The organism is Gammaproteobacteria bacterium, from assembly GCA_013697705.1.
In the GTDB taxonomy this organism is placed as follows: Bacteria; Pseudomonadota; Gammaproteobacteria; order UBA6002; family UBA6002; genus UBA6002.
Genome location: JACCWJ010000028.1, coordinates 1 through 23705, shown reverse-complemented (window position 1 = coordinate 23705; position 23705 = coordinate 1). Strand labels below are relative to the sequence as shown.

Annotated in this window: 17 protein-coding genes and 2 tRNA genes; 8 read left to right on the top strand and 11 right to left on the bottom strand. The window is 40.2% G+C overall.

The window, feature by feature from the left end; genetic code table 11:
• Positions 1–47: 47 nt before the first annotated feature.
• The 6 genes from rplT to recQ all read right to left on the bottom strand — a co-directional run bounded on the left by rplT (position 48) and on the right by recQ (position 5186).
• A complete protein-coding gene (gene rplT, locus H0U71_07170; protein MBA2654830.1) occupies positions 48–407 on the bottom strand; it encodes a 50S ribosomal protein L20 in 360 nt (119 codons plus the stop codon).
• A gap of 35 nt (positions 408–442) precedes the next feature.
• Positions 443–646 (bottom strand): 50S ribosomal protein L35, encoded by a 204-nt coding sequence (gene rpmI / locus H0U71_07165; protein ID MBA2654829.1) that lies wholly within the window; start codon positions 644–646, stop codon positions 443–445.
• A gap of 66 nt (positions 647–712) precedes the next feature.
• Positions 713–1264 carry a translation initiation factor IF-3 gene (gene infC, locus H0U71_07160; protein MBA2654828.1) on the bottom strand — a complete coding sequence of 184 codons (552 nt, stop codon included), beginning with the start codon at positions 1262–1264 and terminating at the stop codon, positions 713–715.
• Entirely contained in the window at positions 1236–3167 is a 1932-nt protein-coding gene (gene thrS / locus H0U71_07155) for a threonine--tRNA ligase (GenBank protein MBA2654827.1), read from the bottom strand. The genes infC and thrS overlap by 29 nt, the downstream gene beginning before the upstream one ends.
• Positions 3168–3189: 22 nt before the next feature.
• A tRNA-Val gene (locus H0U71_07150) sits at positions 3190–3264 on the bottom strand.
• A gap of 98 nt (positions 3265–3362) precedes the next feature.
• A complete protein-coding gene (gene recQ, locus H0U71_07145) occupies positions 3363–5186 on the bottom strand; it encodes a DNA helicase RecQ (GenBank protein MBA2654826.1) in 1824 nt (607 codons plus the stop codon).
• Between the two features lie 535 nt (positions 5187–5721).
• Here recQ and H0U71_07140 point away from each other — a divergent pair.
• Complete coding sequence (locus H0U71_07140; GenBank protein MBA2654825.1) at positions 5722–10029, top strand: hypothetical protein; 4308 nt, start codon at positions 5722–5724, stop codon at positions 10027–10029.
• 294 nt (positions 10030–10323) lie between these two features.
• On the opposite strand, the gene bioA is transcribed toward H0U71_07140, so the two are convergent.
• Positions 10324–11625: an adenosylmethionine--8-amino-7-oxononanoate transaminase gene (gene bioA / locus H0U71_07135; GenBank protein MBA2654824.1), complete on the bottom strand. Its 1302-nt coding sequence runs from the start codon at positions 11623–11625 to the stop codon at positions 10324–10326.
• Positions 11626–11714: 89 nt separating this feature from the next.
• Here bioA and bioB point away from each other — a divergent pair, with 89 nt between their 5' ends.
• The 4 genes from bioB to birA are packed head-to-tail and all read left to right on the top strand — an operon-like array spanning position 11715 to position 15499.
• Positions 11715–12680, top strand: a complete 966-nt coding sequence (gene bioB, locus H0U71_07130) for a biotin synthase BioB (GenBank protein ID MBA2654823.1) — start codon at positions 11715–11717, stop codon at positions 12678–12680.
• 1 nt (position 12681) lies between these two features.
• Positions 12682–13842, top strand: a complete 1161-nt coding sequence (bioF, locus tag H0U71_07125; protein MBA2654822.1) for an 8-amino-7-oxononanoate synthase — start codon at positions 12682–12684, stop codon at positions 13840–13842.
• Positions 13823–14500, top strand: a complete 678-nt coding sequence (gene bioD / locus H0U71_07120) for a dethiobiotin synthase (GenBank protein MBA2654821.1) — start codon at positions 13823–13825, stop codon at positions 14498–14500. The genes bioF and bioD overlap by 20 nt, the downstream gene beginning before the upstream one ends.
• Positions 14501–14518: 18 nt before the next feature.
• Positions 14519–15499 (top strand): bifunctional biotin--[acetyl-CoA-carboxylase] ligase/biotin operon repressor BirA, encoded by a 981-nt coding sequence (gene birA / locus H0U71_07115; GenBank protein ID MBA2654820.1) that lies wholly within the window; start codon positions 14519–14521, stop codon positions 15497–15499.
• Positions 15500–15551: 52 nt separating this feature from the next.
• Here the strand turns inward: birA and uvrB are convergent, their stop codons facing one another.
• The gene (gene uvrB, locus H0U71_07110) at positions 15552–17552 is read right to left on the bottom strand and encodes an excinuclease ABC subunit UvrB (protein ID MBA2654819.1); all 2001 of its coding nucleotides are present in this window, start codon (positions 17550–17552) and stop codon (positions 15552–15554) included.
• A 220-nt stretch (positions 17553–17772) separates the two neighbouring features.
• On the opposite strand from uvrB, the gene H0U71_07105 reads away from it, so the two are divergent.
• The 3 genes from H0U71_07105 to H0U71_07095 all read left to right on the top strand — a co-directional run bounded on the left by H0U71_07105 (position 17773) and on the right by H0U71_07095 (position 20776).
• Positions 17773–18969, top strand: a complete 1197-nt coding sequence (locus tag H0U71_07105) for a pyridoxal phosphate-dependent aminotransferase (protein MBA2654818.1) — start codon at positions 17773–17775, stop codon at positions 18967–18969.
• Positions 18970–19025: 56 nt separating this feature from the next.
• Positions 19026–19101: transfer RNA gene (locus H0U71_07100), tRNA-Asn, on the top strand.
• A 232-nt stretch (positions 19102–19333) separates the two neighbouring features.
• The gene (locus H0U71_07095; GenBank protein ID MBA2654817.1) at positions 19334–20776 is read left to right on the top strand and encodes a hypothetical protein; all 1443 of its coding nucleotides are present in this window, start codon (positions 19334–19336) and stop codon (positions 20774–20776) included.
• Between the two features lie 140 nt (positions 20777–20916).
• Here H0U71_07095 and H0U71_07090 read toward each other — a convergent pair whose 3' ends face one another.
• From H0U71_07090 to H0U71_07080, 3 genes are all read right to left on the bottom strand, one after another.
• Complete coding sequence (locus H0U71_07090) at positions 20917–21828, bottom strand: Abi family protein (protein MBA2654816.1); 912 nt, start codon at positions 21826–21828, stop codon at positions 20917–20919.
• Positions 21829–22009: 181 nt separating this feature from the next.
• Entirely contained in the window at positions 22010–22270 is a 261-nt protein-coding gene (locus H0U71_07085; protein MBA2654815.1) for a hypothetical protein, read from the bottom strand.
• A 62-nt stretch (positions 22271–22332) separates the two neighbouring features.
• Entirely contained in the window at positions 22333–23487 is a 1155-nt protein-coding gene (locus H0U71_07080; protein ID MBA2654814.1) for a site-specific integrase, read from the bottom strand.
• Between the last annotated feature and the right edge of the window lie 218 nt (positions 23488–23705).

Sequence of the window (23705 nt, the reverse complement as noted above, 5' to 3'; positions counted from 1 at the left end):
AAACAAAGAAAGCCGCAGCGCGGCTTTCAATGATTAGCAAAAATTGACTAGCTTGCTAAAGCAGCTTTAGCTTTTTCAGCAAGAAGCGCGAAAGCGGGCTTATCAGTTATCGCTAAATCGGAAAGAATTTTACGATCGATATCAATACTTGCTTTCTTTAGACCATCCATGAAACGGCTATAGGAAAGACCCGATAATCGAGCGCCCGCATTGATTCGAATAATCCAAAGGGCTCTGAAAACACGTTTCTTCGTTCGGCGATCGCGATACGCATATTGTTCAGCTTTAATAACAGCTTGTTTTGCGACACGAAAGACCCGGCTGCGAGCGCCGTAATATCCTTTAGCCTTATCCAAAACTTTTTTATGACGAGCACGTGCTGTGACACCACGTTTCACTCTTGGCATTATTTTTCTCCAAAATAAAGGTTAAGCAATTCTTTTTAGAGGGTAATTACAAGCATACGACAGATGCTTTTTACATCACTCTTATTTACTAATACATTTGAGCGCAATTGACGTTTTAGTTTTTGCGTCTTTTTTGTCAAAATATGATTACGGAAAGCACGCTTGCGCTTAATACCGCCAGCCGTTACTTTGAAGCGCTTGGTAGCACCTCTATTGGTTTTTAATTTTACTTTAGCCATTCTGTCCCCCACTGCAAACATTACATTCTATTAAAAAAATAAATTTTTTCAACTAATTTCAGAAGATTAGCCCGTTTTTCGGGGTCCAATCAGCATAACTATCTGTTTTCCTTCTAACTTGGGCTGTTGTTCTACCATTCCCTGCTCTGTTAAATCGATTTCAATCTTTTTAAGTAAGGTCATCCCTAATTCAGGATGCATAAGCTCGCGGCCCCTGAAACGAATGGTAACTTTCACTTTATCGCCGTCTTCTAAGAAGCGCATCATGCTACGAATTTTTACCTGGTAATCTCCGGTATCCGTTGTCGGACGGAGTTTCACTTCTTTAATTTGTATTTGTTTCTGTTTTTTTCGTGACGCAGCTTTCTTTTTATTGATTTCAAATAAGTGCTTACCATAATCCATAATACGACAAACCGGGGGTTCGGCATTAGGTGCAATTTCAACAAGATCGAGTCCCACGCCTTCCGCCCGAATGAGGGCATCTTTCAAACTGACGACTCCTACCTGGGTACCGTCCTGGTCTACTAATCGTATTTCCTGGGCTACAATCCCTTTATTAACGCGAATACTTTTGTCTTGCTTAATGTTAGTTTCCTCCGATGTGGTGCGATACATGGCGTTTATTTATCTCGTTGGTTAGTTGTTCAATAAAATCTGTCATCTTCATATTACCCAAGTTTTTTCCTTCTTGGGTTCTAACAGCGATAAGTTGCTGCTCTAGCTCGCGCTCCCCAATGACGACTTGGTAGGGAATACGTGCGATGGTATGCTCTCGGATTTTAAAACCGATTTTTTCATTTCTCAAGTCTGAAATGGCCCTAATACCCAGTTTTTGCAAAGATTTAACCATTTGCTCGGTATATTGTGCTTGCGCATCTGTAATATTCATTATGACAACTTGCACCGGTGCCAGCCATAGCGGCAAATTTCCGGCGTAATGTTCTAATAAAATTCCAATAAAGCGTTCAATGGAACCGGATATCGCCCGGTGCAACATTACAGGGACCAGTCTATCACCATTTTCAGCTACATATTGTGCGCCCAATCTTTCTGGCATGGAGAAATCTACTTGAATAGTACCACATTGCCACACACGGCCAAGACAATCTCTTAGTGAAAACTCTACTTTTGGACCGTAAAAAGCGCCTTCCCCAGGGAAAAAATCCCAATCTAACTTTTTATTTGTTAAAGCGGCAGCCAAAATATGCTCTGCTTTATCCCATACTTCATCGGAGCCTACACGTTGTTCGGGGCGGGTGGAAAGCTTTATGATGACATCATTAAAGCCAAAATCTGAATAGACTTCAAAAAGTTGATCGATAAAGGAGGATACCTCTTGTTCTATCTGATCTTCAGTGCAAAAAATATGTGCATCATCTTGAACAAAATTGCGTAATCGCATTAGCCCATGCAAAGTACCTGAGGGCTCATTACGATGACAAGAACCAAACTCTGCAAGACGAAGTGGAAGGTCTCTATAACTTTTTATGCCCTGCTTAAACACTTGAATATGGCAAGGACAATTCATCGGTTTTATGGCATAACGCCGACTTTCAGCCTCAACTAAGAACATTTCGTGACCAAATTTAGCAAGGTGCCCTGACTTTTCCCATAAGGAGGTGTCGGCCAATTGGGGGGTGCGAATTTCCTGGTAGCCATTTACGAGTTGTTTAGATCGTATATATTCAAGAACTTGCTGATAAATAGTCCAGCCACCAGGATGCCAAAAAACCATTCCAGGAGCGATATCTTCAATATGGAATAAGTCCATTTTTTTAGCTAATTTACGATGATCTCGCTTTTCAGCCTCTTCTAACCGTTTTAGGTAGGCCTCAAGCGATGCTTTATCGGACCATGCGGTACCATAAATGCGTTGCAGCATTTCATTATTGGAATCGCCTCGCCAATATGCACCTGCTAATTTGGTGAGTTTGAATGCTTTTAATATTCCTGTTCTTGGAACATGGGGACCACGACATAGATCGACAAAATCGCCTTGTTTATACAGGGTCAACGTTTCGGTTTCAGGAATGTCTTCAATAATACGCGCTTTATAGTCTTCACCCAGATCGCGAAAATACGCAATTGCTTCATTACGACCTATTATCTCACGCGAAACCGAATGATCTTCCTTGGCAATTTCCTGCATTTTCGCTTCAATGCGTTCTAAATCCTCTAAGGTAAAACCTTCAGGATAAGCAAAATCATAATAAAAACCATCTTCGATGACCGGGCCTATTGTGACTTGCGCTGTGGGAAATAATTTTTTGACGGCATGTGCCAATAAGTGAGCAGCGGAATGACGTATAATTTCTAAGCCTTCGGTATCTTTACTCGTAATGATGGCTACGTTGGCATCGTCTTCAATTTGATGAAACAGGTCGACTAATCGATCGTTAACCTTCCCTGCCAATGCGGCTTTGGCTAATCCCGCACCAATACTTTGGGCAACTTCTTCGACGCTAACGGGTCGATCAAATGTCTTTTGGGTACCATCTGGTAATGTAATCACAGGCATTTTGCATCCATTTGCTAAATAATGGTAGGCACGAGTGGGATCGAACCACCGACCACCACCATGTCAAGGTGATGCTCTACCACTGAGCTACGTGCCTTCAGTTTAAAACGCTCGGGGTTTAATTGAGCCCAAAGTGCTTCAAAAATAAGGTGCTTAAGATATATTAATTCCAGGAGGGGAGCAACACTCTTGTCATCATACACTGTGTTGAACTGTATGATGCGCTTTAATCGTTTCAATAAATACATCACCGTAACTTTCCAGTTTTTTCTGGCCCACTCCGTTAATCTTTAAAAATGCGTCTCTGTCAGCGGGTTTGGTAGCCGCCATCTCCTGGAGGGTGGCATCACTAAAAATAATAAAGGGAGCCACATTCGCCGCTTGGGCTAAATTCTTTCTCAGCTTACGTAATACTTCAAACAAATCAGGATCTGAAACACTTACCGTCGCTTTTGATTTCAATTTCTTGAGAACCGCCACCTGTTTGACGCGAGGTTTGGCGAGCAGCAACTGCTCTTGACCTGTTAAGACGGGTCGAGCACGTTCTTTAAGTTTCAACACTGAATAATTAGCCACATCTTGTTCTATATATCCCTTGTGAATCAATTGCCTAAATAAACTATGCCAGGCTTCTTGCGTCAAATGTGCACCAATACCGTACACCGATAATTGATCATGCCTTAGATTTTTAATACGCTGACTTTCTGCTCCTCGTAAGACCTCAATCACATGCGAAACCCCAAAACGCTGCCCTACCCTATAAATACAGGATAATGCTTTGCGTACATCTTCCGTCCCATCATAGGTCTCGGGAGGGTTTAAACAGATATCACAATTCAAACAGTCTTCTTCTAATACTTCATCGAAATAATTGAGCAATACCCGACGGCGACAAAATAGTGCTTCAGCGAAGGCCGCAATCATATTTAGCTTGTTTAATTCAATTCTTCGTTGTTCTTCATTTTTATTTTGAATAATGATTCCTCTTACCACGGCCGTATCACTAATTCCATACAGTAATAGTGATTCAGAGGGTAAACCATCTCGTCCTGCCCTCCCCGTCTCTTGATAATACGATTCGATATTTTTGGGCAGATCATAGTGCACAACAAAACGCACATTAGGCTTATCTATGCCCATTCCAAAAGCAATGGTCGCCACAACTATATCAATGTCGTCTTTTTGAAACATTTCTTGCGTTTTTTGACGCTGTGCATTTGAAAGGCCTGCGTGATAGGGCTGGGCAGAGATTCCCTGCTGCTGAAGTTTTTCTGCAACCTCTTCCACACGATTGCGGGTTAAGCAATATACAATTCCCGCTTCCCGCGGGTGGGTAGTAATAAATTGCTGCAACTGCTTAAAGGGCTGGTGTTTCTCGAGGACGGTATATTGAATATTATGCCGATTGAAACTACCCAAATGAAAATCAAACTGTCTAAAACTTAGTTTTTCTTTGATATCATTACGCGTTTGTTTATCGGCAGTCGCCGTAAGCGCTATGATGGGAGTGGCGGGAAATAGCTGCTTTAACTGACCCAGCTGCAGGTATTCAGGGCGAAAATCAGGTCCCCACTGGGATACGCAATGCGCTTCATCTATAGCAAACAATGCAATGGGAATTTCTTTCAATCGTTCTAGAAAACTAGCAGACATGAGTCGTTCGGGCGCTATATAAAATAGATCCAGCTCTGCTTGATGCAATTTAGCCAATACTGTTCTTGAAGTTTGCGCTGAGAGCGAGGAGTTATAGTAAGCTGCCGCAATGCCATTTGATTGGAGCGCCTGCACTTGATCTTGCATCAATGAAATTAAGGGAGAGACTACTATGGCAACGCCTTTGAGTATCAAGGCAGGAATCTGGTAACATAAGGATTTGCCGCCGCCGGTTGGCATTAAGACGAGATTGTCGCGACCTTTCAATACACTTTCAATCACCGCTAATTGCAGCGGCTTAAACTGACCAAAGCCGAATGTTTTTTGTAGAATATGTAAAGGGCTAGGAGCCGTAATGCTATCCATGTTCTTATTCTTTTATATCTAGAATTTGGTATTGTTTCACATCTTGCCCGATTCGCCTATCCTTTGGGTGAATTCACAGTAGTCGGGGCTTATTAATAGAAAGAAAGATGAGCACATGCGCACTTGGCCCTTGATTCTACTTCGTGTCATCAAGGCTACAAAGACGTAGCCTTGATGACACGAAGTAGAATCAAGGTTTTAGCCTTTCGATGGCAATCATCCCGCCCCCTTCTCGACACACGACATCGGAGATTCTGAATCCGCGATCGAGTCGATCAACGATAACCGGGCAAAATCGCGGCAGAGAGCTGGTAGCACGAGAAGTAGAAATGACTGTAGCCAACTGGGGGCACGACAGACGAAAAAGCACTGCTAGCAGCGCAACAGGGGATGTCTAGATAACGACACAATGGCGATTGTAGCTAAGTTTTTGCTAGTATAAGGCGAACACCTAATTTTTATCAGCCTATTAAGATTTACTTAATCTTTCTTAGGTAGAATGGATAAATGTTCCAAATGTTAATGGGAAAGAGATATGGCGATAAGAGTTAAAGCTGACCAATATGGGTTGAGATATAAGTCTAAATTTCCTGGGGCGCACAAAGATGACATCAGTGCAGACTTAGGCAATCTGATTGAGGGTGCGGCAAACCGCGCAGCTTATTGGGAAGAATTCAAAGCTCACCCGAATCGTACCCACCATATGTTCACATTTGAGGCAAAATGTAAAATTCTGGGCGAACCTCGTTTCGAGGGTCTTTCACTCGATGAGGCGGACAAAGAAAGAGATCTATTTTTCAAGCACTTAGAAACTGGAGATTTTGCCAACGCTCTTTTTTCAGACGCACCACTTTATCCAGAAGATATCCAAAAAGTTATCAACGTTCTCAAATCTATAATTTCCACCCAAGCAGGCCTGAATGCTTTTTTAAAGCAGTGTCCTAATACTCTCGCTGCACTAAATGCAAATCAAAAACTAGCTGTTTTTGCTAAGGATAATGTGCTGTTAGCTTTGGTGCTTTTTAGAAAACCTTCCTTAATAGCGGCCCAGAATCGTCAAGCCGTATTGAGTGAGGTATCTCAACATTACGATAATAATCTTGAAGTAGCTGTCAAGGGTCAAAAGCATATTCCCCAACCGCCAGCGGCAGGGGACGCAGTGGAACCACCACCACCAAGTGTATTTTTCCCCGCATATGATAAAGCAGTTTGTGCCAAAAACTTGGCTTATTTCCATAGATACCCTATCACTTGCGCAGAATTAGCTAAATTAACTAAGGGCGACCTCGCTGTTATTTTTTCGTTAGAAGAAGAGCAAAAACCATACAATCCTAAATTCTTCTTACAGAATTTTTACTTATTCCAAAAATATTGTCCTGTTGCATTTAAAGCATTATTAAAAGAAGTAGCACAAGAAGAGCAAGCGAATTATCGACCCGCTGCGGATGCGCCTGTAACCGCACAAGAAAAGGGTCAAGAAAAGGGTAAGGAATTATTCAGAAAGCATCTTTACCACGCAGACTACTGGGCAAGCGAACAGGTGGGCGTATCCAAGAAAAGAGCGGCTAGAGATCTGAATGATGAAACTGCCGAGTTATTACAATCCAATATTGAGAATTGTAAGTTGTTATATCTTGATGGTGATCAAGTTCTCAATGACAATATCGTTAAATTATTGTCCCTTACCCGCCATTCTGAAAAATCAACGCTTAAATTCACTGATACTCTATTAAAGAGAAAAGCTCTTCCTAATGAAGCACTGGGTAAAGTTGCCCCCTATATGTCGCAATTTCTTAAAGGTGATGGGTTTAATAAATGGTGGCGCAGCTTAAAATCAAATGCCAAAAATTTCGTCTTATTTGTAAAAGAAAGAATTAATTCAAAATCGAATCTAGCGGCACAGCCGTTGCAACCTTTGCAAGTCAGCATCATTAATAATGTCTTAGCGGATAAGAAAGTCCGAGGGAAGCTAGATTTATTCCGAAAAGGCCCCAAACCTCCCCAGCAAGAACAGCAACAAGTAGAACAGCAACAAGTAGAACAGCAAACTGAAATAAGTAATATTGTAAGTATGTTGAATGCTGATCAACTCAGTCCAGTGGCTTTAAAAGGGTTGGCACTCGATAGTGAATTATGGCCAGAGATCAAGCGTCGTGCATTTGATAACCAATCACCAGAGGTCAAGCTAGAGTTTTTATCTAAAAGCATTTATTTCTATCCAGGAATAGTGGGTATTCCTATTATTGATCTTTTGTTGGATCGTCCTTACTGTCCTAAAAGTCATCCAAATATTAGTGAAGAAAATTACCAAAAAAGTCAAGCAGGCTTCCAGAGCATATTGAATGGGCTAGGTGACAGATTTGACCAAATTATAGAATCGGATACGGGATTAATAAATTGTCTTCTGCAATATTCTACCCGTGCTAGCACTGTTCCTCTTTACTTACTGGCCTCCAAATCACCTTCAATAATGAAAGCCATTGTCAGCCAAGGTTATTTGCATAAAATTTTTGACATGAAACCAGCCGGCCCATTTCAGGGACTTACTGAGCTACACTCAAGGTTTATTACTGGAATGTTGCAGTTGGATTTAAGCGCCACAGAAAAGAAATACGCGTTTGAATATTTCAGACGATATGCCACTACTGCACAATTACATGAACTTGCATTTAAATACCCGGCAGAAACCTCAATGTTGTACGACGCTACAATTCAACAACAACACTGGGTACAAGATAGCAAATGTGAAAATATTGATTTAAAATTTGAGGGAAATCCAAAACACTTTATCGAACTGCTGGTGGATTCTGTCCCCCCCGAGCGATTGAGTCCAACTTTGCTCAAGGCAGTTGTTTACTGGGCAAATTCTCCTGATTATAAAGAACTACTCGATGAATTACTCAATTGTAAATTGAGTCGCTTGGGTAAAACAGTTCAGAAGGATATAAACTCATACATTAAAGCGGCATCTGAATATCGAGAAAAGATGAAGAAGTGGCCTCCCCACTTCCAGTCTAGAATTGATCAAGCCATACAAAGTCCTTTATTGCATGGAAAATTAAATTTTACAGGCCAGCAGTTATATACATTAATCATCGATGGGATGGACCCTCTTTCTTTGAAAGCTATTAGTTTATCCCCGAGATTAAGTGAAATCCTTTCTTCCTACTCCAGCTCATTAGATCTCCCGGTCCAACAGGCGCTGCAGGATAAGTCCCCTTATTTTCATATCCATGATTTGTATAAGGAAATTATCCTCGAAGATGAGCGGGTGGAATTAATTTCAGATTTAATTTTCAATATTAATAAAGGTGAATTCCAGAAAGATGGAATAGATCGTTTTCCACGTTCTCAAGTTCTTTTTACCGGGGGAGGTGCCTATGGTCCTGCCGCCATAAGTGCGCTACTGGAAAGAGATGGACCTTTAAGGAAAGCAATTTTTGAGCGATATTTTTCAAATAATGTTGTTGAAAAGAATCCTGAAGATTTTAAGATCATCAAAAAGCACTCAGGATTATTGCCCTTTTTATTACCTGGTCTCCCCTTATCAAATGAACAATGCGTTCAACTGAGTCTAGCAGTACCTGCAGTAACCCATCTAATTTCGGATCAAATCTTTACTGCAATTAAAACTGATGAAGCTATTGCTTTGGGCGTACTAAAAGCAGCCTCCAACAATAATGAAGGTGCAGTTTCTTTAGTTGGAATGATTTTTACGGATAAAGAACAAGAGGTAATTACAAAGCTAAAAGACTGTCTAAAAGATTTAAATGTATTAGAAAGGGGCTCTCTTGCAGACAAAATCCCTCAATTAAGAATGGCTATAGATGATGTTTCACTACAATTATCACGGGAACAATTCGAGCCTCAGAAAAACAAAAACAACACAATTAATGTCGACACTGATAATGCGGCGTCCAGTTCGGCGACTACGCTAGTAAAGGAGAACCCGGAAGGAGCAAAAAGATTTTTTCGTGCATTGAGTACGAAATTTACTAAGGATGAGCTAAACAGATTTGGGTCCGATAATTACAATCCTAATCTTAATGACAACAATAATGTTCCATCCCAAAATAGCCACACTGGCATAATTTCTCAATTGAACTCTAATTCAAATGATAAATTAAAAGATAACAACGCGGAGGCATCCAAGGAAAATAATAATAGTTCTCCACCATCCAAGCCAGTAAACAATGTTATTCCGCCGCCACCGCCGCAGCCAAAAAGTGCGGTTGATACTGATTCTAATAATTCAACGTCTGCTAATAGACGTGAGCCAACACTTTCAAAGGCACCTTCGTTTTTTGACTCAATTAGAAGTCAAAGTTTGAAGGGCAGTGATGACAGATTCGGTTTGAGCCAAGAACTTTACGATTCAATTCGCAATAATCTTAAAGATCCAACAGATCTTCGTACAGCTAACCTATATTTGAAGCAATATATGCAACAAGGAAACGTTTTAACTAAGTCTCATAGTATTAGCAATACCAAATCTCCTAGTGTCAATGATAATGAGGCACTTGCAAATGTTCTAAAGCAGGCAATAAATTTGAGAAGACACTCTATACAATCCCCTAATAAACCCACAAACCCTAATATACCTGAAATTACTGATGAAGAATGGGATGATCCAGTTACTATGGCTGTAAAAAAAGCATCTGAAGCCACACCAGATACTCAACGACCAAAGGGACTAGAGGAATTAGGAAAGCTTTTAAATTCTGAAAGCGGACTTGGTATTTGTCAAAAAATAGTTGCAGAAAAAGAAGCACTGCAAAAATTAGCAGACGAAGCGGAAAGCTTAACCACGCAAGATGTGAATAATAATAATTCCTTCAAGTAAAACTCTATTCCCCGGCTTTTCCTTCAGCAACGAAGCTACCCGGGGAATACTCTAACTAACGTGCGCTAAGCGCTTGTATCGTAATATCTCCCAACTTCTCTATGTCTGCATTACTTATATTAAGCGGCGGAAGCCAATAAATCGTATTGCTTAAGGGCCGCACAGTAAGGCCCCAGGCAATGGCTCTGCCGTAGCCCGGATGAAGCGGAGCGTAATCCAGGTCTCCGCTATCTTGTATGAAAGAGACCCGGATTACGCTCCGCTTCATCCAGGCTACGAATACATTTTGATAATTTACGTAAGCGCCCGGATTGTAATATCGCCCAGCTTCTCTATATCTGCACTACTTATATTGAGCGGCGGAAGCCAATAAATCGTATTGCCTAGGGGTCGTAGTAAGGCGCCCATTGCGACGGCTCTGCGGTAGACTTCATAGCCTTGGCGTGCTGTGCCATCTGGGATGAGATCAGCAGCCACGATGCCTCCCATTGTCCTAATATTAGTTAACTTGTGAGTGGTTTCATTCACATAGTGCATAGCGTCATGTAATTTCTGCTCCAGCGCTATCACGCCAGTCACTATATTTTCATCTTGCATAACCTGAAGACATTCCAGTGCTACAGCGGCCCCAAGTGCATGGCCACTGTAGGTGTGTGAATGTAAAAATGATTTTTGTGTTTCATAATCATTATAAAAAAGTTCATAGATGTCATCTGTCATTAATACTGCGCTCATGGGCAAAACGCCGCCGGTCATTCCTTTTCCGAGGCATAAGATATCAGGCTCTATTCCAGCGTGTTCAACGGCAAACATTTTTCCTGTGCGTCCAAATCCCGTCATGATTTCATCTGCAATCAAATACACATCATTTTTAAAACACCAACTACGTAGCTTAGATAAAAAATCTTGGCTATATACCTGCATACCGCCCGCGCCTTGCACAATGGGTTCTAAAATAAGGGCGCAAGTTGTCTCTTTTAGTGGCTCAAGCTGTGTTTCAATTAACCCCCAATTACCATCACAATTGGCCCAAAGAGCCTCTTTTCTTGAATTAACATAGGGTAGATTTCGGATAAAATTAGTTTTGGGCAAAAGGTGTTCATAAGCATTGCGATATAGGCCTAAATCACTTACTGCCATCGCAAATAAGGTTTCGCCGTGGTAACCATTGCTGAGTGCAATAATTTCTTTTTTTTGGGATTGACCCTTTAACTCTGTAGCGTGTACCGCTAACTTTAGTGCTATTTCAATCGCTGAAGATCCCTCGGAGGCATAAAAAATTTTGCGGAGATTAGCAGTCAGACCCGTTAATTGAGAAGAAAGCGCCTCAATATTTTTGTTAGTAGTATTCGCCAAGATCACATGCTCAAATGACTTTGTTTGCTCCATCAAAGCGCTCAATAATCTTGGGTGGCCATGACCCAAGTTTTTGCACCACCAACTTGAAATCGCATCGAGCACTTGCGTGCCATCTTCTAAAATAAGGTAGGAACCCCGAGCACTGGCTATTTTCAGAGGGGGGAAATTTTCGTAATCCTTCATTTGAGAGCAAGGATGCCAAATTTTGTGCGTTTTGAAATTAGTTTCAGTGATCATTTTTTAGCCATCAGTAAATTTTAATAAGTTAATTTAGTTGACAAGATGCGCTCACACAATATCATCAAGCAAAAGAATTACAAGGACTCATGATGGCTAATTTTGAAATTCGGAATAATTGGGACGCAGAGGAAGTAACTGCAATCTACACCCTTCCCTTTATGGATCTTATCTATCACGCTCAAACGTTACACCGAAAATTTTTTAATCCTCACGTGGTTCAAACGTCAACTTTAATTAGTATCAAAACCGGAGCCTGTCCTGAGGACTGCGCTTATTGCCCGCAAAGTGCACGTTATAAAACTGAGATTAGTATCGAAAAATTATTTACTGTAGAAAAAGTTCTCGACTATGCGAAGCGCGCTCAAGAAAATGGAGCGACGCGATTTTGCATGGGGGCGGCTTGGCGACACCCTAAACCAAAAGATCTTGATGCTGTGAAGCAGATGATTATCGCCGTCAAAAAATTAGGCATGGAAACCTGCGTTACCCTGGGCATGTTAACGCCGGAACAAGCAGATGAGCTCAAAGAAGCAGGCTTGGATTATTATAATCATAACCTGGATACTTCCCCCGAATATTATCCTGAAATTATCACGACTCGGACGTATCAAGATCGTTTAGACACGCTGCAAAATGTCAGACGTTCGAACATCAAAGTATGCTGCGGTGGTATTGTGGGGATGGGCGAAACTCGAGAAGATCGAGTGGGATTATTATTGAATTTAGCAAACCAAGAAACACATCCTGAGAGCGTGCCGATAAATTTATTAGCACGCGTCAAAGGCACCCCTCTTGATGATGCGCCCGATTTCGACGCACTAGAATTTGTACGTACCGTTGCGTCTGCTCGAATTTTAATGCCCAAATCTTATGTGCGTTTATCTTGTGGCAGAGATAGCATGAGTGATGAAATGCACGCACTGTGTTTTTTGGCCGGCGCAAATTCTATCCATTATGGTGAAGAAAAATTATTAACCACTCGCAACCCTTCTATTCAGAAAGATCAAGCACTTCTCGAAAGGTTGGGCATGAAAGCATTGGATTACGTTTAAAATGTTCGATGCAACATTACAACAGCGCCTGGATGCAAGAAACAATAATTTTCTACTGAGGTCACAGCAACAAATTGAGCCCAATGAAGGCATGTTTATTAATCTGGATGGAAAAAAAACCCTTTCATTTTCATCCAATAATTATCTCGGATTATCACAGCACCCTGCTGTCATAAAAGCTTGTCAAAATGCTTTAAGAAAATATGGCGTGGGAAGTGGCTCTGCGTATTTAGTGTGCGGTTACACTGACCTACACAAGCTGTTAGAAGACAAGCTTGCTGAGTTTTTAAATTATCCGCGCGTATTATTAGTGTCATCGGGCTATATGGCGAATACAGGTATTATCAGCACGTTATTTTCTAGCCAAGATGAAATCTATGCAGACAAACAATGCCATGCCTCCATCATTGATGGCTGCCTGATGAGTAGGGCCACCACTAAACGTTATCCCCATTGTAATTTAGCGACTCTTGAAAAGCATTGCCAACGTTCTGCGCCTAATAAACTGATCATTACCGAAGGGTTATTTGGCATGGATGGCGATGTTGCCCCCTTAGATAAAATTCATCGTATAGCTACAAAAAATAACACCCTAATAATGGTGGATGACGCACATGGCATTGGTGTACTCGGCCAACGAGGTAGAGGTGCATTGGAACTTTATAATTTAGGACAGAAAGAAGTTGCTATTTTAGTCGGCACGCTGGGGAAAGCTTTTGGAAGTTATGGCGCATTTGTAGCCGGTAGCGCGTTAATCATCGATAACTTAATTCAACAAATGCGACCTTATCTTTATACAACTGCCCTGCCACCCATGGTGGCCGCTGCATCATTGGCAAGCTTGAAAATTATTCAAGAAGATGAATCGCGACGTAAGAATCTGCACGCGCTAATTCGATATTATCGTAAATGCGCGCATCAATTAGGAATGAAAACGAGTAATTCAAATACGCCGATCCAACCCCTTGTTTTGGGTTGTCCGCAAAAGACTTTGGAAATTAGTCGGCAATTAGGATTAAAAGGATTATATGTAAAAGCAATACGCCCCCCTACCGTGCCCCAATCAAGTTCGCGTTTAAGGATTACCCTTTGTGCCGAGCACACTCGATCACACATTGATTTTTTATTGGAGTCTTTATCTCATGCCATCAAAATTAGCTAAAGCATTTTTTGTTGTTGCAACAGATACCGATGCGGGAAAAACGTATGTTACTAATCATCTGATCAAACGGTTACAACATCAACAATTCAAAGTGATTGGCTGTAAACCAATTGCTTGTGGGCTTAACGCTGCTGGTGATAATGACGATGTATTAAGTTATCAACGCATAAATTCTTTGCCTCTTTTGCGGGAACAAATTAACCCACTTTGCTTTCCCCTGCCGGTCTCGCCTAATATTGCTGCTAGCGCTATAAATGAACCTATTTGTCTCAAGCGTTTAGGTATTCAATTGAAATTGTTACGTGAATTACCTGTGGATTATGTGTTTTATGAAAGCATTGGCGGATGGAAAGTTCCCATAAACGAGCATGAGACTACCATTGATTTAGCGATTCAATTGGCCGTACCCATTATTTTTGTCGTAGGCATGCGGGTGGGTTGTTTAAATCATGCCTTATTAACATGGGACGCAATTTGCAAAGAAAATATTATCACTGCAGGATGGGTAGCAAACATCATAGCTCCCGAAACGCCAGCGATGGAACAACATATTTTGACCTTAAAGCACTGGATTTCAGCGCCATATCTGGGTACCCTTCCCTTTCAAGAAAATAATACGGTCGCGGAAAGTTATCTAAAGCTTGAGCTATTAATTTAACCCCTATCTGGACTACTGATGTCATTAAAATACGCATTAATTAAATTGCTAGCGGATGGAAAATTTCACTCAGGTGAAGAGTTAGGTCAATCTCTGCAAATCACTCGCAGCGCCATTTGGAAGATGATAAAACAAATAGCTGAGATGGGTATCGACATTCAAAGTGTTAAAGGTAAGGGCTATAAAATAGATAATGGATTAGACTTATTAAATCTTGATGCAATTAAAAATAAGCTTTCTGATTCTGCACTGAAACAAGTGCACCTTGAAGTATTAAACGAAGTCGATTCTACTAATCAATACCTCCTAAACCATGCCAGCGAAAAAAAATCTGGCACTATTGTATTTGCTGAATATCAAAAACAAGGGCGAGGCAGGCGTCTTCGAAAATGGATTTCGCCCTTCGGTGGCAATATTATATTTTCTATTTTATGGTCATTTAATAAAGATCCCAGTGAATTAGGCGGGCTGAGTTTAGCCGCAGGTGTGGCCGTTGCGAATGCATTAGAAAGAGTTGGCATTCATAATATTAAGCTCAAGTGGCCAAATGATATTTTGTGGGATAATAAAAAAATTGCCGGGATTTTAATCGAAATGTCGGGAGAAAGTTATTCCACTACACAAGTCATCATCGGTATCGGTATAAATATTCACATGCCTTCGCAAGTTGCCATCGATCAACAATGGATTGATCTAGCCAGAATTACAGGTCAGAGACCTGAACGTAATTGCATTGCCGCTTATATTGTGGAAGAGATCATTGAAATGATGACGATTTTCCAACAGAAGGGTTTCAAAGCATATGCAAAATATTGGCGAGCGTTAGATGCTTATTATGACCAACAAGTAGAAATTTCTACTCCCAGCAAAAAGTATGTCGGAATCGCAAAAGGAATTAATGCCAACGGTGAATTGCTTCTACAAACAGCAGAAGAAAAAGAAGTTCGATTTTTACATGGGGAAGTCAGCTTACGATTAGCTGCTGAAACAATATTATGAATTCCGGTAGGTGTGTTCAGCCTCAATATGAACGTCCTCACCAAGTACTGATTTACGAATTCCTTAACATTACTTCACGAATCTTCCGAATATCATCACGTATCCTGGCTGCTTCTTCAAATTCTAAATTTTTTGCATGAATGAACATTTTCTCTTCTAAAGTTTTAATTTCTTTAGAAAGTTGTAAGGGAGATAATGCGTTATATTTTTCGGCTTCTTCTGCTATGAGGAGTTTTTTCGATCCTTCTTGAGAAATAGCTGTATCAAGAATATCTTTTATCGCTTTTTCTATTCCCCTTGGCGTAATGCCATGTTGTACGTTGTAATCTCTTTGTAGCATTCGCCGTCGGTCGGTTTCATCGATCGCTTTTTGCATCGCTGGCGTAATGGTATCAGCATACATAATAACTCGCCCGTTAATGTTTCGTGCAGCACGCCCAATTGTTTGTATCAGAGATCGTTCTGAACGTAAAAATCCTTGTTTATCTGCATCAAGAATGGCGACCAAGGATACTTCAGGTAAATCTAAACCTTCTCGTAATAAATTAATACCAACGAGAACATCGAATACACCGAGTCTTAAATCTCGTAAAATTTCTACACGCTCAACAGTATCAATATCAGAATGAAGATACCTGACTTTAATACCATGCTCTAAAAGATAATCGGTTAAATCTTCGGACATTCTCTTAGTAAGCGTCGTAATCAAAACACGTTCCTTCAAAGCGGTACGTTTTTTAATTTCGGATAATACATCATCCACTTGGGTACGCACCGGTCTTACTTCAATTTCTGGATCGATCAAACCGGTGGGCCTTACCACAAGTTCTGATATTTGATCAGAATTTTCTAGTTCATAAATGCCTGGCGTAGCTGAAGCAAAAATGGTCTGCGGGGATATCTTACAAAACTCATCAAAATGTAAGGGTCTGTTATCCAATGCAGAAGGTAACCGAAAACCATATTCCACCAAGGTTGTTTTTCGAGACCTATCGCCATGATACATGGCTGACAACTGGGGCACCGTTACATGCGACTCATCAATCACAATAAGACCATTCGCAGGGAGATAATCCATTAATGTGGGTGGTGGTTCTCCCGGCTTACGCCCTGACAAATACCGCGAATAATTTTCAATGCCAGAACAATAGCCCATCTCTAAAATCATCTCAATATCGTATAAAGTACGTTGTTCCAGCCTCTGAGCTTCGACCAATTTGTCTATTGACCGCAGATGCTCCAACCTTTCACGAAGCTCTCCCTTGATAAGATCGATAGTATCTAATAATTGTTGACGGGGGGTTACATAGTGCGTTTTGGGGAAAATGGTGGTGCGTGGCGTTTTTTTTAAAACTTCCCCAGTCAGGGGATCAAAGAGGCTTATTGATTCCACTTCATCATCAAAAAGCTCCACACGCACCGCTTCATAATCAGACTCAGCGGGATAAATATCTATGACATCTCCGCGAACGCGATAAGTCGCGCGTCTAAAATCCATATCATTGCGTTTGTACTGCATCTCTGCAAGTCGACGCAGGATAGCACGTTGGTCTATATGCTCCCCAACGCTGATATGAAGCACCATGCTCAGGTAAGATTGGGGATCTCCCAAACCATAAATAGCAGAAACCGTCGCGACGATAATAGTGTCCTTCCTTTCTAATAAGGCCTTCGTCGCGGATAAACGCATCTGCTCAATTTGCTCATTAATAGAAGCGTCTTTTTCTATATAAGTATCGGAGGAAGGGACATAAGCTTCGGGCTGATAATAATCATAATAAGAGACAAAATACGCTACCGCATTACGGGGGAAAAACCCTTTCATCTCACTATAAAGCTGCGCTGCTAACGTTTTATTGGGAGCGATGATAATTGTGGGACGTTGTACTTTTTCAATGACATGGGCGATCGTGTAGGTTTTACCGGAACCGGTCACCCCTAGCAACGTTTGCCGGTATAAGCCACTCTCCAGACCATGCACCATTTCTTTTATAGCCCGCGGCTGATCACCTGCAGGGTCAAACTTGGATTCAATTATAAATTTTCTACTCATAAACTCGATTTAGTGCTTTAAATATTGGGACCTAAAGATTATTATTCTTCTTTAGGATTGAATAATTGCGTCATGCGGCATATCAGTGAAGTCTCAAAAAAATGAGCTTAGGTGAACTCAGTAAGTCCGCGGTTTAAACATCAATAAATTGCAGTAATTGTACATTATAGTCGAATTTTGACTATAAGCTAGCCTAAGTCAACTAACAGGATACCGGACTATGAACATCATCCTTTCTGAAAAGGTCGAAGCGGTTAAGCCCTCTCCTACGCTGGCTGTGTCTAATCGAGCAACAGAACTCAAGGCAAGTGGTAAAGATATTATTGATCTTGGACTTGGCGAGCCTGATTTCGATACGCCCGACCATATTAAGGAAGCAGCGATTAAAGCGATCCATGATGGCTTCACCAAGTATACGGCAGTAGACGGAATTCCCAGTTTAAAAAAAGCGATTGTAAGCAAATTTGCTCGCGAAAATAACCTGCAATACTCTCTTAACCAAATTCTTGTTTCTAATGGGGCAAAACAAAGTTTATATAACTTATTCCAAGCCTTACTTAATAAAGGCGATGAAGTAATTATTTCCGCTCCCTACTGGGTTTCATATCCTGATATGGCCCTACTTGCCGATGCGACACCGGTAATTATTTATACAGACATTCAAGATGGTTTCAAAATTAGCCCTGAGCAGCTTGATAAAGCGATTACGCCCAAGACTCGGCTTTTTGTACTTAATAGCCCTTCAAATCCTACCGGCGTGGCTTACAGCAGCGATGAATTGATTGCTTTAGGCGATGTTTTAATGAAACATCCCCACGTCATGATTGTGACGGATGATATTTATGAACATATTCTCTGGCGCGACGAGCCTTTTAGCAACATTATCAATGTGTGTCCTCAACTATATGATCGAACTATTGTGGTGAATGGCGTCTCTAAAGCCTATGCAATGACTGGCTGGCGCATAGGGTACGCTGCTGGTGCAACACCCATTATTAACGCCATGAAAAAAATCCAATCACAAAGCACCTCTAACCCAAATTCGATTGCTCAAGTAGCGGCCCAAGCTGCGCTTGAAGGTGATACACGTGAGTTAATAAAGATGGTGAGCGCTTTTAAAGAGCGTCATGATTATGTTGTCCAATCACTTAACTCAATGGAAGGATTTGAATGCCTTCCTGCAGATGGCACGTTCTATGCGTTCCCCTGCGCAATAAAATTAATGGAGCAACTCGGTTTAAATTCAGACATCGAGCTGGCTGATTTTCTTTTGAATGAAGCCGAAGTCGCCGTCGTGCCAGGTTCCGCCTTTGGCTGCCCTGGATATCTGCGACTTTCTTACGCCACGAGTTTGCACTCTTTACATAAAGCGATGGATCGCATAGAACAGGCGGTTAAAGCCAAGGTAAGTAGCTAATAATTCTTGTAAAAGCTATTGACCAACCCAATATGCACAAGTAGTATACGATTCATTCCCCGGTAGCTCAGTTGGTAGAGCAGGTGACTGTTAATCACTTGGTCGGCGGTTCGAGTCCGTCCCGGGGAGCCAATATAATCAATGACTTAGCCACTCTTCCCTTCACTACTAATTAACTCAATGCGTAATTCCTGTGTAATTATGTCGATCTTGCGGCTCTTTCCCAATTCAGGGGGCACAGCTTAAGCACAGAGCACTCTAATTCTTAAGCTATAATTTATTGTTATTTTTTAATATTTAATTAAGGTAATTTATCTAGAATGGCTGGATATAATCACATTCAATTTATCACAGGTTTTTATATATGAGAAAAATTATATTAAGCACAACTGTTCTTGGCGACGGCACCGGCGATTTTCACCATTTATTAGGCATAGTTAAGGCTCTGAAAAGCAAACAAAGTATGAATGGCTTTGAATTTGTAATCTTAGTTGCTACTCAATGGAAGGAGACTATCTCTTATTTTGAACAGTGCTTAATAAACCTAGGAGTAAAATTCTACTTAAGTACTCAGAAAGATTTTAAAAAAGATTTTTTAAATGACCAATCATTAATTAATGATCTTAAGGAAGCCGAACAAATCATTAGAATCTCAGCTGATAGAGGTATTGTAGATAGAGATGATGACTTTAAAAAACATTTTAATCCCGATGTTAAAGTAACATATATAGGTGAGCACGAACGCACCTCCTCATTCTCTAACCTGCCAACGTTTTCACTTGGGCTTGGGGGTGAAGCCTTTGGACTTAAATTAGAACACATCAACAAAGTTAACAGTGTAGAGGCGCTACAAGTTTTTCAAGAAAATGATCCGTTGTTTGCTAACGATTTGCTAACCTTTACACAATCAAATAATGCTGATGATTTATTTTCTAATAATATTTTAATTCCAGCTTATTTCAATAAACGATTACCATTTACCCGGATGTTAGAGTTACTTGCAATTAATGATAACTTGCCAATAAATAAAAATATTATTGTTAGTTTATCGGGTGAACAAGGTGATGATTATTTTGAAGATTTAGAAAGCTTCACATCAAAAGATCCTTATTTTATGAATTCTTCCATTAAAGAAGTAACAAAAATAAACGGACTGACTAAACAAATTTCTTCTTTTGTTGTTAACCCAAATGGCAGTAGATCAATATACATATTTGACAATTATAAAGTAAGCGACAAATCATACTTAACCATGCATCAACAATCTATGTTTGATGGAGTATCAGGAGATAACACACTTGAGCTTGCAATATCTGCTAAATCATTACCTTATTATCATTCAACAAATGCTGGCGCTAAGGAAGATACTCTCCGATCATTAATCAAAATCATAAAAAATCTAGATCTCCCAGAAAAAATTAAACATGATTTCGTGACCTATTTTGAAAATCTCTCTGCATGGTGTCAACGTGTCGATCGTTATGTCATTCAAAAGGACCTACAAGAAATTTATGAAAAGTATAAAAAACTTGATCTCCCGAAGATGATGGAGATATGGCCTGTGGTTGCTGATTATCTTATCAAACATTACAATTTTTATGACCGACTTGATTCAATAATTACAGGAAAACTAGTTAACAACAATGAACATTATTTTGAAAGTAGCAATAAATCAATGGCGCAATTAATATCTACATACAATACATCACCCTCAGCTACGCATCCTGTTTATGCTCCTTGTTCATTGCCATCATCAAACAATTCGTCTAATTCAACTGACGCTTCCCATCAGCTGACGCAAACGTAGCATCTGTATCCAGCATTTTTTTATAGAAACAAGGAGATCAAGTCTAGAAATTCGCCTTGTCCAATGGCTGTATAAAAAAATAATAGAAAAACTTTTATCAATTCTGAGTTTCGTACCAACGGTTTCCAACTTTTTTTTATCTATAAATCCCAAAAACTATCCTTCCCCCACTCTTTTGAAAAGCCCATCATGTGAAAGGGTACATCAGGATAATTGTCAAAAAGTTTATTTAGCCTTTTTTTCCAAGACGAATTAACCGAAAATGAAGTAATCAATTTATCTAAAATATATGCCACGCGGTAAAAACTAAAATCTTTCACCCCTATTCTACTTGCAACGGGGTCGTTTTTTGGTAACAAAGGTGAAATCACAAACCATCTATTCCATAAACGTGAATGATGTGCACATAAATTTCTTGTATAAGTTAATGACGCCATCCAAGAGTCAATGACAGTGGGATGTTGTTGAAAAATTTCTGAAATGCTTTTTTTATCGGCAACAGATTTTAAATTTCTAAATAATTTAGAACACGTACCAAAGGAGAGACATTCGGCCAACATCCAAACTGGCGGATAAAATGGATTGCTGTAATGTTCATAATAATGTTTGATAAATACTTCTGATTTATCACGAATAATTTGGTCCACTGCTTTAATAAATAAAGAATGCTGCTTTGGATTCTTAAAATGATGCTTCTCAAGATACCAGTGACCACCATAGAGTATGCTCATTTTATTAACAAGGCTGGTTCTGAATGCAATCTCAATTGCTTCAATTGCATCAGAAACTAATAGGCGTAATTCCTTATCAAATTGGTAGATATGCCAAATTAGTTCAAAGGTTACACTTGTTTTAAACTTCCTTGGTCCTAGAGTATGTGGTTCCTTAAAAGGTAATGTATATCCTGATAACCGATAAAAGCTTACAGCTTCTAATATCTGACTAGCATAAGCCAAATTGTTGATGATTAGACCTTGCTGTTTAAGGAAGGAAACTTGATCTTCAACACTAAGTGGGAGCTTAGTGTATTTTCTTTTTTGTGAATCACTCATAAAAAATAACCCGCCTTGGTGCGCATCGTTGAGAGGCGTGGCGGGCATGGTTAATAAATATTATAATCCCACCCACCCTAACTTTGCAAATTGATTAGATAGCATTTAACCTGTACTAACAGCTAAGAGCAAACAATTTCATGCCAAAGTCTACATGTCCTCTGGGTAGATGAGTGCGACACTAATTAGCCCAATGTGTAATTGGGAGGACCGTGTTTTGGCTCTTTTCGACTTTTTCCAATTTGAGTCCGTGACAAAATGTCACGACCTCGCTGCCTTCTTTGATAATCCTTTGCTTTAACTTTCTCCAATAAGAACCAGCATCAAGGCTATCTGTTAATACTGAACACACATCAACTACACTAAACCACCACTCTTCGTTATGCCATATACGCCGAACAGTCTTCTCTTTGAAAAGAACAACAGCTGTTTCTTTATTCATTTGTTTGTCCTTTGAGTTAGCTTTGAACAAGGCATAAATTGCCTGTATTCCAAATCAAATAATCAAGTAATGACTGATTTCTTGTCGTCACCTCGATAGCGCTGTTCCAACTTATCCATAGCCTCCTGTATGTGAGCGCCGTTTTGATGACTATAACGTTCGACCATCTGTAAAGTTTTATGTCCTGAGATCCTCTTAACGGTCGGTAAATCAACTCCAGCTTGAACAAGATGAGTGATGGCTGTGTGTCGTAGTGTGTGTCGCACTACTTGTTTAGGATCCAAATCAGCTCTCATCACAACTCTTCGGAAAGCCTTTTCAATATTCATAACGTGACCAGTGCTTGATTTCGTGGCTGGAAAAAGCCAAATCTGTGGATCTATAGACCCAATGTATGTCTTCAAGAAATTGGTCAGATAAGTAGTAATAGGTTGCTCTCTCGCACCCGCTTTGGCTTGTGGGATGTAAATGATCTTACGATTGAGGTCGATGTGCTCTAGACGAATACTGAGTATCTCGCTGCGACGCATCGCTGTCTCTAAACCAATCACAACGAATGGATAGATGACTGGATTTTGATCCTGTTTAGCTGCTTCTATTAATCGTTCAACTTGCTCAGTTGTTAAATAGGTAATCCGGGTTTGCTCTTCTTTTAAACGTCTAATGGTGGCGGGCTTTGTGTCTAACCAATTCCATTCAATTGCTTTCGTAAATAAATGTGATAAAACTGATAATTCGCGATTAATGGTAGAATGCTTTGCACCCTGTTCTAAACGCAATTTCTTATATTGCTCAATGTTAAAATTAGCAATTTTATTGAGAGGGAGTTCACCAAAAAAAGGAATTAGGTGTAATCGTAAGTGATGTTGTTTTTTCTTTAAATTTTTAGCTCCCTCTGCGACTTGTCTTTCTAAATATTTTTCAGCAGCTTCTTTGAAAATAAAAGTAAGTTTTCGTCCTCTTGGTAAATTTAGACGACCTAATTTTGCTTCTTGCTTTACCTTTGCGATAAAGGCTTCTGTTTGAGTTCTGGTAGTACCATCTGATTCCTTACCAATTACACGATGAACGCGTTGACCATCAACCATGATGTTGACTGTGTAGCGGCCATCGCCATTTTCCAATCGCTCAAAGATTATCCAATGTTCAATTATTTTTTCATTTACCAATAACTTACGCATATTAGCTCTAGTTAATTTTGAAAACTTAATTGTCATGCTGCCCCCTTTGGTTCAAACTGAAACTTCCCAGAAAAAGAGATAAATGAGAAAAAAGCTCCACCGTTCACTTGATAGGGAAATATTCAGCTTTAAGTGACCCCCATGTCTAGACCAGCAACCAATTAAATTTTAGGAGATATCACCCTCTTAAAATTAATAAAATATTTGTTGAGCCTGTGGGTATGTGGGTAACTCGAGCTTGCGAGAGTTATCCA

Bases quoted from the DNA above. Each gene is read 5' to 3' on its own strand.
- rplT (MBA2654830.1), bottom strand. From the start codon at position 407: ATGCCAAGAGTGAAACGTGGTGTCACAGCACGTGCTCGTCATAAAAAA.
- rpmI (MBA2654829.1), bottom strand. From the start codon at position 646: ATGGCTAAAGTAAAATTAAAAACCAATAGAGGTGCTACCAAGCGCTTC.
- infC (MBA2654828.1), bottom strand. From the start codon at position 1,264: ATGTATCGCACCACATCGGAGGAAACTAACATTAAGCAAGACAAAAGT.
- thrS (MBA2654827.1), bottom strand. From the start codon at position 3,167: ATGCCTGTGATTACATTACCAGATGGTACCCAAAAGACATTTGATCGA.
- recQ (MBA2654826.1), bottom strand. From the start codon at position 5,186: ATGGATAGCATTACGGCTCCTAGCCCTTTACATATTCTACAAAAAACA.
- H0U71_07140 (MBA2654825.1), top strand. From the start codon at position 5,722: ATGGCGATAAGAGTTAAAGCTGACCAATATGGGTTGAGATATAAGTCT.
- bioA (MBA2654824.1), bottom strand. From the start codon at position 11,625: ATGATCACTGAAACTAATTTCAAAACGCACAAAATTTGGCATCCTTGC.
- bioB (MBA2654823.1), top strand. From the start codon at position 11,715: ATGATGGCTAATTTTGAAATTCGGAATAATTGGGACGCAGAGGAAGTA.
- bioF (MBA2654822.1), top strand. From the start codon at position 12,682: ATGTTCGATGCAACATTACAACAGCGCCTGGATGCAAGAAACAATAAT.
- bioD (MBA2654821.1), top strand. From the start codon at position 13,823: ATGCCATCAAAATTAGCTAAAGCATTTTTTGTTGTTGCAACAGATACC.
- birA (MBA2654820.1), top strand. From the start codon at position 14,519: ATGTCATTAAAATACGCATTAATTAAATTGCTAGCGGATGGAAAATTT.
- uvrB (MBA2654819.1), bottom strand. From the start codon at position 17,552: ATGAGTAGAAAATTTATAATTGAATCCAAGTTTGACCCTGCAGGTGAT.
- H0U71_07105 (MBA2654818.1), top strand. From the start codon at position 17,773: ATGAACATCATCCTTTCTGAAAAGGTCGAAGCGGTTAAGCCCTCTCCT.
- H0U71_07095 (MBA2654817.1), top strand. From the start codon at position 19,334: ATGAGAAAAATTATATTAAGCACAACTGTTCTTGGCGACGGCACCGGC.
- H0U71_07090 (MBA2654816.1), bottom strand. From the start codon at position 21,828: ATGAGTGATTCACAAAAAAGAAAATACACTAAGCTCCCACTTAGTGTT.
- H0U71_07085 (MBA2654815.1), bottom strand. From the start codon at position 22,270: ATGAATAAAGAAACAGCTGTTGTTCTTTTCAAAGAGAAGACTGTTCGG.
- H0U71_07080 (MBA2654814.1), bottom strand. From the start codon at position 23,487: ATGACAATTAAGTTTTCAAAATTAACTAGAGCTAATATGCGTAAGTTA.